Source organism: Bacillus sp. AFS018417 (genome assembly GCF_002560985.1).
Lineage (GTDB): Bacteria > Bacillota > Bacilli > Bacillales > Bacillaceae_G > Bacillus_A > Bacillus_A rhizoplanae.
This window is the reverse complement of the sequence record NZ_NTTM01000051.1, coordinates 51,860-64,721: the sequence shown is the minus strand read 5'-3', so window position 1 is coordinate 64,721 and position 12,862 is coordinate 51,860. Positions and strand designations below refer to the sequence as shown.

The 12,862-nt window shown below is 34.3% G+C and carries 12 protein-coding genes; 4 read left to right on the top strand and 8 right to left on the bottom strand.

The window, feature by feature from the left end; translation table 11 throughout:
* Positions 1-112: 112 nt before the first annotated feature.
* The 3 genes from CN326_RS19255 to CN326_RS19240 form a co-directional block, all read right to left on the bottom strand.
* Complete coding sequence (locus CN326_RS19255; RefSeq protein WP_098310582.1) at positions 113-1,138, bottom strand: alpha/beta fold hydrolase; 1,026 nt, start codon at positions 1,136-1,138, stop codon at positions 113-115.
* 379 nt (positions 1,139-1,517) lie between these two features.
* Positions 1,518-1,895, bottom strand: coding sequence for a VOC family protein (locus CN326_RS19245; protein ID WP_098310580.1), 378 nt, complete (start codon positions 1,893-1,895; stop codon positions 1,518-1,520).
* Positions 1,896-2,243: 348 nt separating this feature from the next.
* The gene (locus CN326_RS19240; protein ID WP_098310579.1) at positions 2,244-3,167 is read right to left on the bottom strand and encodes an alpha/beta fold hydrolase; all 924 of its coding nucleotides are present in this window, start codon (positions 3,165-3,167) and stop codon (positions 2,244-2,246) included.
* Positions 3,168-3,390: 223 nt separating this feature from the next.
* Between CN326_RS19240 and CN326_RS19235 the strand changes: the two genes are divergently transcribed.
* Positions 3,391-4,152: a DODA-type extradiol aromatic ring-opening family dioxygenase gene (locus tag CN326_RS19235; RefSeq protein ID WP_098310578.1), complete on the top strand. Its 762-nt coding sequence runs from the start codon at positions 3,391-3,393 to the stop codon at positions 4,150-4,152.
* A gap of 121 nt (positions 4,153-4,273) precedes the next feature.
* Here the strand turns inward: CN326_RS19235 and CN326_RS19230 are convergent, their stop codons facing one another.
* Both CN326_RS19230 and CN326_RS19225 read right to left on the bottom strand, forming a co-directional pair.
* Positions 4,274-5,179 (bottom strand): GNAT family N-acetyltransferase, encoded by a 906-nt coding sequence (locus tag CN326_RS19230; protein ID WP_098310577.1) that lies wholly within the window; start codon positions 5,177-5,179, stop codon positions 4,274-4,276.
* Positions 5,180-5,240: 61 nt separating this feature from the next.
* Positions 5,241-5,954 (bottom strand): DUF554 domain-containing protein, encoded by a 714-nt coding sequence (locus tag CN326_RS19225; protein WP_098310576.1) that lies wholly within the window; start codon positions 5,952-5,954, stop codon positions 5,241-5,243.
* A 208-nt stretch (positions 5,955-6,162) separates the two neighbouring features.
* Here CN326_RS19225 and CN326_RS19220 point away from each other — a divergent pair, with 208 nt between their 5' ends.
* Together CN326_RS19220 and msrA are read left to right on the top strand one after the other, a co-directional pair.
* Positions 6,163-7,296, top strand: a complete 1,134-nt coding sequence (locus CN326_RS19220; RefSeq protein ID WP_098310575.1) for a CapA family protein — start codon at positions 6,163-6,165, stop codon at positions 7,294-7,296.
* A 111-nt stretch (positions 7,297-7,407) separates the two neighbouring features.
* Positions 7,408-7,944, top strand: a complete 537-nt coding sequence (gene msrA, locus CN326_RS19215; protein ID WP_098310574.1) for a peptide-methionine (S)-S-oxide reductase MsrA — start codon at positions 7,408-7,410, stop codon at positions 7,942-7,944.
* A 76-nt stretch (positions 7,945-8,020) separates the two neighbouring features.
* Here the strand turns inward: msrA and speB are convergent, their stop codons facing one another.
* From speB to CN326_RS19195, 3 genes are all read right to left on the bottom strand, one after another.
* Positions 8,021-8,965 carry an agmatinase gene (speB, locus tag CN326_RS19210; protein ID WP_098310573.1) on the bottom strand — a complete coding sequence of 315 codons (945 nt, stop codon included), beginning with the start codon at positions 8,963-8,965 and terminating at the stop codon, positions 8,021-8,023.
* 342 nt (positions 8,966-9,307) lie between these two features.
* Complete coding sequence (locus CN326_RS19200) at positions 9,308-9,946, bottom strand: FusB/FusC family EF-G-binding protein (RefSeq protein ID WP_098310572.1); 639 nt, start codon at positions 9,944-9,946, stop codon at positions 9,308-9,310.
* A gap of 140 nt (positions 9,947-10,086) precedes the next feature.
* On the bottom strand, positions 10,087-10,353 hold the full coding sequence (locus tag CN326_RS19195; RefSeq protein WP_098310571.1) for a CD3324 family protein: 267 nt from the start codon (positions 10,351-10,353) through the stop codon (positions 10,087-10,089).
* Positions 10,354-10,849: 496 nt separating this feature from the next.
* On the opposite strand from CN326_RS19195, the gene CN326_RS19190 reads away from it, so the two are divergent.
* Positions 10,850-12,484, top strand: coding sequence for a putative polysaccharide biosynthesis protein (locus CN326_RS19190; RefSeq protein ID WP_098310570.1), 1,635 nt, complete (start codon positions 10,850-10,852; stop codon positions 12,482-12,484).
* The last annotated feature ends 378 nt before the right edge of the window (positions 12,485-12,862 follow it).

Below are 12,862 nucleotides of genomic sequence, written 5' to 3'. Positions count from 1 at the left end.
CTACGAACGGAGTCTATAAAGGACTAAGGCTAGACAACCAGGGCTTTTTACAAGCCCCCACTTCAAAATGCGTTAGCGTTTAAGTGGTGGGTAGTTGACTTAAGCACGATGTTTAATATATTTCATCAGCCATTTTCAAAATAGCTTTTATTATTACATCAGGTTGGTCATACATTACTGAGTGACTACTATTAGGAACTAAAATGAATTCACTATTAGTGGATAAATTGGTCAATTTTTTTTGAGTATCCATCCATATCTTTTCAAAGCTATCCGCTTCTTGTTCTGAGAATCCTAATTCTGTTGCCTGCAATTCTACGTCACTCGGTGTGATAATTGTTAAAGGCTTATCTCCTAAAGAGCGAGTACCTTCCAGTAATTTCTCATTACTTTTTATTTGCTTGATTTCTTCATTTAATACTTTGAAAAATGAAGTGTCCCAATGAACATTTACATACTTTTTTGCAGAAAGGTAATTTGGCATTGAATCTGAAAACATATTTTCCCCAAATAGTCGTACTATTCCAATTTGAGATAATATACGATTCATCGATTGGTCTTGTGTCTCGAAAAACTTGTCATTAAATGATTTTGCTTGTTCTGAAAAATATTCATTTCTAGAATCAACAAGCACTAATCCCGAAACCTTTTCTGGGTACTTTTCTGTAAAGAGACGAGAATAGATCCCTCCAACAGAATGACCCACTAATATTACAGGGGTGTCAATTTTAGAAGATTCGAGAATCTTACTTAAATCATTAATCGTCGTATCGATAGAAAATCCATTAGGAGGTGGATTACTCCATCCATACCCTGCTCGGTCATAAGTGATTACTTGGGTATGTTTTGATAGTTCTTTCTGAATGTTCGACCAATCATAAGACCAATTACCAGTCCCTGTTTCAATAACAACAGGTGGCAAACTCGTTTTGGTTCCTTTAATATTCATATGTATTTCTCTGTCTCCGACATCAATCATTTGTCCATCTGGAGGGTAGTTACTTTTAACATTTTTGTAACTGGTATATTCATAAAGGAACCCTGAAACCAATGTTAGTAAAATGATTGTAATCAAGGTCATTCCAAGTAATTTCAACCTTCTAAATGGTTTAATAACATTCGAATATTTAACCTCCAAATCACCATATCCCTTCACTAACTCTTTTATTTTAATTATTTAACAACCAATCACTATCCATTTAAATTTCAAACTTTTTCTGAACCGCTATTCCGTTAAATGGCCCCTTTAGTTTAAAGCATTTCTTCACACTCATACCCGATTTTAACATAAATATCCACTTTTGTTCAGAAGTCTTATTTGTTGCTTTAGAATAATGTTTGATCAAATTGATACTAATAACCTTGATAAACGAAAAAACAGAAAAAGCGTGTTTTGAGAAAAAGATCAACCAAAACACACTCTTAATATATTCTATTGAATCATTCTTTTATGCAAAAGTTTGATTATTTCTGTGCCCCTTATTCCATTAAAGCTCTCATAAGTGACATATGTGAATTTATTGACAAGCACCTAAAGGATTTCCATCAGGATCAAAAAACGTAAAGAATCTGGTAGCCCCTTCTCCACTAATAGGATTTACTTTGACACCACGTTCAATTAACAGTCGATAAATCTCATTAATATCTTTAGAGATAAAATTATAGTATTTTCCTACCCCAAAGTTATTCTCAGGAAACTTCATTGGTTGTTGATTAACAGTTCTTACAAGGCATATTACTGTTTGTGACTCTTCTGCAATCTTCATAACAGCAGCTTCTCTCTCAATATAAATAAGTTTAAATCCTAATTTTTCTTCATACCATTCAGCTGATATTTTCGGGTCTTTGACTGGTATAAATACACCTTCCATACCATTCAATAATGGTTGTGACATTCTATATCCCCCTTAGAAATTTTTCTTTTTTCTCTTCGCTACTATTCAGCCATAACCCTTCCTTCTCTTACCCAAGAATCTGAACTGATTGTGGAACAAGAAAAAATCCTACATTATCATAATAGGATTTTCGATAAAAATTTTATTAATGATCATTCTTTATCCAAAATCTACATATAAACAGTTCATCTTTTTTTATAAACAGTGCAACTTTATTTCAAATCAATATATACAACGAAGAAATGTACATGTAATTTATCACAACGAAAATTCTTTCATTTCTGAATATTAATTGTACAATATTCTAAAAAATAAACCCCACCTATAGAAAAAGGTGAGGTTTTCCTCTTACACAATATGCTCGTTTAACCAAAAAATCACATCTTGAAATACTTCCTGTCTGTTCACTTCGTGGAACATTTCATGCCTTCCATCTTCATATAAACGAAGCGTTACATCTTTGACACCACATTTTTTATACATATCATATACTTCTTGTACACCTTTTCCCATGTTTCCAACCGGATCACGGTCTCCCGAAAAAATATAAATAGGAAGCTCTTTTTGTGTTTTCTTATATTCTTCAAGTTTATTGACCATCAGCACACCGTTAAATAATTCACGGTAAAAGCTCGTTGTACAAATAAATCCACATTGTGAATCTTCTATGTATCTATCAACTTGATTCGTATCCGAAGACAGCCAATCAAACTTCGTACGGTTTGGCTTAAAGTGTGAGTTAAAATTACCAAATGATAAGAAGTTCAGCATTGGACTTTTCGTTTTTGCTCCGCGAAGCTTCATTTCAATCGTTGCCATTTTATGACCAATGACTCCTAAAAGCCCCGGATTCCCTCCTGTTCCAGAAATAAGGAATCCATTATATAACTCACCGCGAAGCTGCACAGCACGTCTTGCTAAGAAAGATCCCATACTATGTCCTAATAAGAAAAGTGGACAGATGTGTTCCTTACGAATAAGCTCTGAAACGAAGATTACGTCAGAAACAGCTTGATTCCAGCCTATATTCGGCTCGAAATGACCATAATCTTCTTCCTGCTTTACTGTTTTTCCATGCCCGCGATGATCATGAGCATATACCCCGTATCCAGCTTCCAATAACGCTTCAATACATTCTATATAGGAACCAGCATGTTCCGCCATACCATGCGCAATTTGAACAATCCCACGAGGCTCACTTTCTGGTAACCATTGACGTAAATAAATTTCCGATCCATCCAATGTCATAACGAAGCTTTCCTGTATGTTCATTTTGACAGCCCCCAATTCTATAATCTACTTCACAACAATACGAATCTATATCTTTATAAGATGAACCGCTATTCATTTTTTTCTTACTATAAATTATATGTAAAAGCTTTCCTTATTACAAATTATGATATTTTAATTTCTACCACTTCATTCTTGACGAAACGAAACTAAAGTTGTATAGTTACTTACATAAAGTAATTAAATTATTGGAGGTAAACTAATTATGATGCCATCATTATTTTTAGCACATGGTTCTCCTATGCTAGCCATTCAAGATACCGGCTATACAAAATTTTTACAAACACTTGGTAAAACATATAAACCAAAAGCAATTGTCATTTTTACAGCTCATTGGGAAAGTGAAATTTTAACTATTTCTTCTTCAGACAATGCCTATGAAACGATTTATGATTTTGGCGGCTTTCCTCCTGAATTATATGAAATAAAATACGCTGCAAAAGGTTCGTCCGTCCTTGCAGCAATGCTAGAAGAAAAATTTAAAAACCGAGGGATTGCGGTTCAAAAAGATACAACGCGCGGATTAGATCATGGCTCTTGGACACTTCTACACCGTATGTACCCAAAAGCTGATATACCTGTCGTTCAAATTTCAGTAAATCCCTTCCTTCCTGCAAAAGAACAATACGAAATTGGAAAAGCCATTCAAGAACTTGGAAAAGAAGATATTTTAGTCATCGGCAGCGGTGTTACGGTGCACAATTTACGAATGTTAAAATGGGAACAAACTACGCCTGAACCATGGGCTGTTGAATTTGACGAATGGCTCATTGATCAAATTCAAAACAACAATACAGACGCCCTATTCAACTGGGAAGCTGAAGCTCCTCATGCACGTTTAGCTGTTCCAAGAGCAGAACACTTTGTTCCTCTTTTCATTGCAATGGGAAGCGGCAAGGCAGAACCAAAAGTAATTCATCGTAGCTATGAATTTGGAACATTAAGCTATCTTTGTTTACAATTTTAATTCTCGATATTATAGAGATATTAATGTGGAGAAAGTCCAGTAATTCAATACTGGACTTTTCTTTATTCCTCTTTATCAAAACAAACTTACTCTATACTTTCATTGAAGCTATTTTAACATCTTATCGCTCGTTAAGACGTGATAAATGTTGAACCATAAACACTTGCTCATTTCCAACTATGAATCCCGCTTCTTTTAAAATACGAACAATTACTTCATTAGAAGAAGGCAAATTCATTGTCATTCTTTTTATTTGATCTTGTAAAGGAGGAAATATTTCACGTAATCCAAAGCGAACAATATCTTCCTGATCTAGACGTTTTGTATCTACATAACATTGATACAATACAGTTGCTTGTTGTTTTCCTGTCTGATCAAGTACTTTTTTATAAAGAAAATACGCTAATTCCTCATTTGTATCATCATACACAGTTAATAATTCTCCATCTTTTCTTACACTCATCCATTCCGTCTGCCAAGGTTTTATTTCTTCATTTGATATTTGAATAGTGTGTATATCCTGCGCTGTACCTCTTTTTACATGGTATGTATTACTTTGTAGCAACTGAAAAGCATCTTCTTCTAATATTCCTGTATGCTGTAACATCAAAAGTTGATCAACTACTTCATACCCCATCTTTTTATAAAGATGAATAGCCGCATCATTTTTACTAATTGCCTCCAGCGTCGCGATATCTACTCCTTCTTTTTTATACAGCTCTAGGGACGCTCTTACTAATTCTCCCCCTACCCCTCGATAACGAAATTGAGAAACAACACCTGTTCCACCATTCCATGCAATTTTTTTACCATGCATCATTCTAATTCCATTTAAGATAATACCAACTGGCTGACCGTTATAAAACGCTACAAGTGAAAAAGATGGTGACAATTCCTCCAGTGTCATTCTTGCTAAAAAAGCATCCATTGTCATTTTAATTTCGATAAAATACCCTTCGAATCCAGCATTCCACAAATTTGTAGCTTCTTCGAATGATAATGTGCCTAACGATTTTATTTCATACATCTCATCCCAACTCCCTTCCCTAAATAACTATTATCACACTAAAGCATCTTCCTGCTGTTTATTAAAAATAATGTGTATACCCATACATAATAGAAACAAGAACTGCAGTTACAAGTATACCAGGCAATAAATTTGCTACCTTAATTTTGATAATTTCAAGTAAGTTTAATCCAATGGCAAAAATCATAATCCCGCCAGTCGCTGTCATTTCCACAATAAAATTATTCATTAATGTTTCCGGTACAAAACGATCAATTTGCGTTGCAAAAATTGCAATCAGCCCTTCATATAAAGTAACAGGAACAGCCGAAAATAATACGCCCATTCCTAATGTTGTCGTTAAAATAAGTGAAATAAAACCGTCTATAATCGCTTTCGTATATAAAACATTATGATTTCCACGAATACCACTATCTAAAGCACCAATAATCCCCATTGCTCCCATTACAAATATTAATGTTGCAGTTACAAATCCGAGTGATATGCTCCCTTTTCCACCTGAACCTATCTTTTTCTCTAGCCAATCTCCTAAATTTTTTAATTTTTCTTCTAACATAAGCAATTCCCCGATTACTGCTCCAATGACAAGACTTAAAATGACGATTAAAAAATTTTCACTTTTCAACCCCATTTGCAAACCAAGTACCGTTACTGCTAAACCAATTGCATGCATAACAGTCGATTTCACATTTTCTGAAATGCCACTAAAAATTCTACCTAATAATGTCCCTGCAATAATACATAGTCCATTTACTAAAGCCCCAAGTAAAACCATTCTCTCCCACCTATTCTTTCTATATATAAAATTATAAGTAGAATTATAGACTATTTTTCAAAAATTTAATATTTTCAATTTACACGTTGTCCTAATCAAGCTACTCATGTTACCCTATTATTAAAAATCATTATAAATATATATCAGAATATAATTCCAAATTAACATTTAATATATTTATTTTATTAACTCATAAGGAAGGGTTTTTATGAAAATTCGAAAAAGAACATTACTAAAACGCACCATACTGTTAGCCATACTTTTTACCCCTATAATCTTATTGATCAACTATGCGCTAAATTCAGAAACGAAAAATGAACAAAACACAAAAGTAAAAAATAAGCAAACAGAAAAGGCAAAAGGAAAAGAACCAACAGAAAAGCCGAAAGAAGATCCTGAAATTACCCTTACATTCTCGGGTGATACAATGTTCGATTGGCAATTACGCCCTGTTATTCAAAGTAAAGGTGCTGATTATCCATTTCAGCATGTAAAGCCGGAAATAGAAAAAGCGGACTACTCATTTGTAAATCTAGAATCTGCGTTTACAACTCGCGAGAAAAAATATCCTGGCCAACTATTTTGGATTAAAAGTGATCCCTCCACATTACAAGCTATTAAAAATACAGGCTATGATATTGTTAATATCGGAAATAACCATACACTCGATTATTACCAAGACGGCTTATTAGATACAATTTCCCATGTAGAAAAAATAGGCCTTCCCTATATCGGCGCAGGCAAAAATGCATCAGATGCGTATACAGCGAGAGAAGTTACAATTAAAGGTAAAAAATTTAAGTTTATCTCGTTTGTCCGTTTTATGCCTGATTCTGCATGGGTAGCTACAAATGATAAACCCGGCGTTGCAAATGGCTACGATTTAAACTTAGTTACGAAAACGATTAAAGAACAAAAGAAAGATGCCGATTATATGATCGTATATATGCATTGGGGTGTCGAAAAAACAAATCGTCCAGCTGACTATCAAAAAGAATATGTACAAAAAATGGTAGAAGCAGGAGCAAATGCAATTGTCGGAAGCCATCCGCACTGGTTACAAGGCTTTGAATATTACAACAAAGTTCCCGTTGCATACTCACTTGGAAACTTCCTCTTCCCTGATTATGTAACAGGACATAGTGCAGAAACTGGTGTATTAACACTTAAGTTTAAAGGAAAAGACGTACAAATGTCATTTAATCCTTATATGATTCGTAATAACCAAATTACACCGCTTCAAGATACAGAAAAACAAAACATGCTGCAATACTTACAGTCTATTTCCAATGATGTACAAATTGATAAAAATGGAAACATTATTAATAAACGGACACAATAGATTTATACAAATCAATTAATTTTTCATTTTTCTTCCAGACTTTTCTCTTGCTATGATAAACAACATATACGATACTATATAAAACATATCAATTTAGGGGGATTACACACGATGGAAGAAAAACAATATGAACTTGCAACTTTTGCTGGTGGTTGCTTCTGGTGTATGGTAAAGCCATTCGACGAACTGCCTGGTATACATAAAGTCATTTCAGGTTATTCAGGAGGGCATGTTGAAAATCCAACATATGAGAATGTAAAATCTGGAGAATCCGGACATTTAGAAGTTGTTCAAATTACATTTGATCCTACTATATTTCCTTATCAAAAGTTACTGGATTTATATTGGCCGCAAATCGATCCAACAGATGACGGCGGACAATTTTTCGACCGTGGTCCATCTTATCGTACAGCAATTTTTTATCACAACGAAACACAAAAAGAGCTTGCTGAAAAATCAAAACAAGCATTAGCAGAAAGCGGTATGTTTAAAGACCCAATCGTAACAGAAATTCGCCCAGTTGCTCCATTTTACGAAGCAGAAGAATATCATCAACATTTTTATAAAAAGAATCCAGAGAAATATGCACAAGAACGGAAAGAGTCTGGTCGTGAAGACTTTATCAAGGAAAATTGGCAGAAAAAATAATAAATGGACGTGTTTTTAAGACCGATGAAACAACTTTTCATCGGTCTTTTTATATTTCAATATAAAAATTGTTCTCTTACTTATTCACTTCATTTTTCAACTGCAAAGCAATTAAGCTAGCAAAATCATGCACAAGTGTCGCTGCTAAAAGAGAAGTAATTTGAGCTTGATCATATGGCGGCAATACTTCTACTAAGTCGAAACCGATATAATTAAATCCACTTAACGAACGCACCATGTTTAGTGTCTCGCGACTGTTAAATCCCCCCACTTCTAACGTACCTGTACCAGGTGCACAAGATGGATCTACAAAATCAATATCAAACGTTAAGAAACATGGTGTATCGCCAATCGTTGCTCGCATTTGCTCAAGAACGCTTTTAAAACCACGATCACATAATTCAGCTGTTGTAATGACGTTATACCCTAAATCATTACTAGCTTCTATATCACCAGGATGATTTAATGTTCCACGGATACCAATTTGGAATACTTTTTCAGGTTGTAGTAACCCTTCTTCATGTGCGCGAATAAATGGAGAACCGTGCCAATATTTCTCTTCATAATATGTATCCCATGTGTCTGTGTGGGAGTCGAAGTGAATCATTGCGACAGGTCCATGAACTTTCGCTGCTGCACGAAGGCTTGCTAATGTAACTGAATGATCCCCTCCAAGACCTATCGGAATAATTCCTTGTTGCATTAATCCCAAAACAGTTTCTTCAATTACATCATAGCTACGATGAATATTGTGCGGGATCACAGACACATCACCAATATCAATTGCATTTGTATCATCAAACGGATAAACATGGTGAATCGGATGATATGGGAACAAAGTCATAGATGCTTGACGAATTGCTTGCGGAGCAAAACGCGCACCAACGCGAAAAGAAGCAGCCGTATCAAACGGCATCCCTAGAATTGCAATCTTTGCTTGCTCATTACTTGACGGTAATCTCATAAATGAACCTGTCGTACAAAACTCTGGTTTTACATCTGGCGTTAGTGGATATTTCATACGTCATTTCCCCTTCATCAACATAATTTTCACATTCAAAAAACTTTCTTGAATCTTTTTTATTAAAATGCAAAAATCATGCCATGCAAAAAATGAGCCTTTCCCAACTGTTCATCTTTTTTCATCTATGCAAAATTGAATAATCCATGCCTTACAGCATAAAGTGAAACTTTAATCAGTGGGTATTAGTTGAACCAATCGGGCTTTTACGGACAGTTTATCTCCCACCTTACTTCTTTGCTTTCGCCGAATTTTGAGGTGGGAGTATTACTGTCCGCGAATAGCGGGATAAAAAGGATGATAAAAGATCACCCTTTTCTGTACTTATTTTTTTACTAAAAGTTATTTTCTCAATCTCTCAATAAAATCATATAACTTATCCAGTGAAGTCATATTCTGATTACACGCTATACTATCTTGGCAAATATAGTTTCCTTTTTTAACAAAAGTACCTGGTACATCCCCTTTTATTTCAACTAGAAACATACCTACTTCTTCATGACCATGACACAATGCACAAATGCCCTTTTTGTTTATACTTTGGAATGTGCCTTGTAAACCAACAAACTTATTTTTATTCTTTGCTATAATAAACTTTCTACTTGTGCCTTTATCAATCCAACCTAGATAAGACATCTCTTTCATATTTATTCCTTCCATTTCAGGAAGCTTCAATTTTTTAGCTTTAGGAAATAATTTTTTTAACGTTTGCGGCGTAACTTCCTGAAACGGAATGACATACGGATTTAACTTGAATAAAAACGCTTCTGCGTCTTCTCTATTTTCAACCGTCAAAATCGTATCTATTAATTCTTTTTGTTCATCAGTAAGATTTTCAAAAACATCTAATACCTTTTCTATCGCAAGAGACTTTAGAGCAGCAATAACACCTCTATCGTTTGCTGTTGCATGTCCATTTACTAGAATATGAGCTTGTGATTTTATAAAATTGTATTGATCGCTTCTAATAAAAGCTTCCATTCTTATCACTCCATACCAAATTGTTGATCTCTTCTCATTGTATACAATATATTTATTTTATAAAATGTCGAAAACAATTACTAAACAAAATATACACAAAAAGCACTGATTATTTCTTATCGAATAATCAGTGCTTTGCATTATGATTTTGAATACACGATTTTTTTTATCGTTTCTGTAGAAAGAAAGTATTCCTCTGCTAATTGATAAATCGAAGTTCCATTTTTAAAAGCATGTTTAATATCTCTATTCCGCGCGTCAAGTTGCTTTCTTCCTCCAGATTGTGTACCCCATTTATAATGTGTATTTTCCTGTTTTGGAATATAAATTGTTTCTCCTTGCACATACTTTTGAATTTCTATAATTAAATTTTCCGGTAAAACGGCCGCTGCTTTTACGTATTTCATTTTTGCTCGCCCCTTATTTTTTATGGTTCATCTAAATAAGGTGCAAAGCCAACTATAGGAAAAATAATACAATTCCATTTAGGCGATTGTATGTTAGATTATTTGTCTACCTCATGCAAAGTATCGCCTTTTCCATACTTGGCTTTGCATGAGACGCTGCAGTATCTGGCAATTTCATTGTAATCGCCATATCAACACCTCCCAATATCTCTTTGGAATCAACCTTATTATATGATAAATTTTCCCTAATTGCATCTTCATGCCTTTTTAAAAATTGTATTATTAAGAAGTGTTAAAGCTACACTTGAAAAGGCTGACCCCCAAAAAATCCATCCTAATTTTCACAAAATTGAAACTTCCTACTAAAATCCCGCAAACAAACGCACTTTGTAAAAATACTGTAATAATAAATTTAGTATTTTACTTTATAAAATACCAAGACAAGTTTATAGTAGAAAAAGATGATTCTTAAGCAACATGAGTAGGAGGAAGTATTTTGTCTACTTCAAAAGTATTAAAAGGCACTGCCTTACTAAGCGGAGCCACAATAATTTCACGTATTTTAGGTTTTATTTATTTCTTCCCATTTCAAGCGTTAGTTGGGAGTGATGGAGTTGCTTTATATTCTTATGCATACTCCTGGTATGGGATTTTATTAAGCTTTTCAACAGCAGGTATCCCTATCGCCGTTTCAAAATTTGTTGCCAAATATAATGCTTTAGGAGATTACGGCACAAGTAAAAGATTATATAATTCAAGCTTAAAAGTAATGATGTTTATGGGATTCCTTGGTTTCTTAATTTTATTTTTCGGGGCACCTTATGTATCCGAATTAATAGTTCGCTCTAAAACACCAGATCCTGGATTCGTTGCGGATGTAACACTAACAATGCGTGCACTAAGTTTTGCACTTATTATCGTGCCAGCGATGAGTGTTACACGCGGTTATTTCCAAGGTTTTCAACATATGAAACCAAGTGCGGTTTCACAAGTTGTGGAACAAATTGCTCGCGTTATCTTTATTTTAGTTGGAAGCTTTATTGTTTCTAAAATATTAGGCGGATCGGTTGCATCTTCTGTAGCAGTCGCAACATTTGGCGCTGTTATCGGAGCAATTGCCAGTGTTTCCATGCTCGTTATGTATTGGAAGAAGTACAATGGACTACGTCCACCAGAAGGTGAACGAAAAGTGCGCTCTTCTTCGGTTCCCTTAACAAAGATGTATATGGAACTGCTTCGCTATGCGATTCCAATTGTTTTTGTCGGCATTGCCATTCCACTTTATACGTTAGTGGATCAATATACGGTTGCCGATGCATTACAAGCAGTGGGCACACCACTTGATAAAGCAAATGCTGTTTTTGCTTACATTACGAACTATGCTCAAAAACTTATTATGATACCAGCATCACTAGCAACAGGATTTTCTCTCACAATCATCCCGGCAATTACACAGTCATTTACGGGTGGTAAATTAGATCAGTTGCAAAATCAGATTGAAAAGATCTTCACAATATTATTATTTTTCACAATCCCAGCATCATTTGGGCTTGCTAGCATCGCTTACGATGCATTTCGTATGGTATATTTCGATCACAATACAGCATTAGAAGGGTCACAATATTTAATCTCATTTGCACCATCTGCTGTAATGAGCGCGATTTTCACCGTATCAGCAGCTATCTTACAAGGTATTGATTATCAGCGTAAAACGATGATTGCTTTTACTGCAGGTATCATTATAAAAGTTCTTGTCAATACACCGCTTCTATATGCGCTAGGTGGACATGGTGCTGTATTAGGAACGATACTTGGTTACCTCGTTTCTGATGTAATCATGCTATATTGCATTGTAAAATATACGAAGTTTAACATCGCAAAGACTGGTAAAACCGTATTACTTATTACAATTTACTCTGCAGCAATGTCTGCTGTAGTAATTGGGGCAAAAACGTTATTAAAATGGTTAATTCCCGGACAAACATATATGGAGTCTTTATTAATTGTAGTCGTATGCGGTGCCCTTGGTGCACTTGTTTACTTCGCTTTTGTATTTACAAGCGGGCTTGCTTCTGACATTCTTGGTGATCGTATCAATCGTTTGCCATTGTTGAAAAAATTAAAACGATAAGCATGGAAAAGGTGTAACTTACATTTCAAGTTACACCTTTTTTATTAAAGTAAAGTAAAGTAATTACCATTTTAGAAGATGATATAATATGTATGATATTTATTTAAAATCAAGTTGAAAAGTTTATAAAAAAATGAACCAAAACATATTATCTTACTAAAAAGGAAATTTGAATTTTTCATATTGCACTAACATTGTAAGTTAGGTTAGTTGTAACAAACACTTACCTAAAAGGCATCTATTCTAGCCTCCTCTAATTATAACCAGTAATTAACTGTGAAATGATTTAGTAATAACATTAGTGAATGAGAAAACTCTTTTAAACATAAATGAAGTGACAACCAAACTATTAATCTTATATATTAAATTATACAAGTA

What these genes read in the sequence shown, in the direction of transcription:
- CN326_RS19235 (WP_098310578.1), top strand. Translation starts at nt 3,391, where the DNA reads ATGATGCCATCATTATTTTTAGCACATGGTTCTCCTATGCTAGCCATT.
- CN326_RS19220 (WP_098310575.1), top strand. Translation starts at nt 6,163, where the DNA reads ATGAAAATTCGAAAAAGAACATTACTAAAACGCACCATACTGTTAGCC.
- CN326_RS19200 (WP_098310572.1), bottom strand. Translation starts at nt 9,946, where the DNA reads ATGGAAGCTTTTATTAGAAGCGATCAATACAATTTTATAAAATCACAA.
- CN326_RS19240 (WP_098310579.1), bottom strand. Translation starts at nt 3,167, where the DNA reads ATGAACATACAGGAAAGCTTCGTTATGACATTGGATGGATCGGAAATT.
- CN326_RS19230 (WP_098310577.1), bottom strand. Translation starts at nt 5,179, where the DNA reads ATGTATGAAATAAAATCGTTAGGCACATTATCATTCGAAGAAGCTACA.
- CN326_RS19245 (WP_098310580.1), bottom strand. Translation starts at nt 1,895, where the DNA reads ATGTCACAACCATTATTGAATGGTATGGAAGGTGTATTTATACCAGTC.
- CN326_RS19225 (WP_098310576.1), bottom strand. Translation starts at nt 5,954, where the DNA reads ATGGTTTTACTTGGGGCTTTAGTAAATGGACTATGTATTATTGCAGGG.
- CN326_RS19195 (WP_098310571.1), bottom strand. Translation starts at nt 10,353, where the DNA reads ATGAAATACGTAAAAGCAGCGGCCGTTTTACCGGAAAATTTAATTATA.
- msrA (WP_098310574.1), top strand. Translation starts at nt 7,408, where the DNA reads ATGGAAGAAAAACAATATGAACTTGCAACTTTTGCTGGTGGTTGCTTC.
- speB (WP_098310573.1), bottom strand. Translation starts at nt 8,965, where the DNA reads ATGAAATATCCACTAACGCCAGATGTAAAACCAGAGTTTTGTACGACA.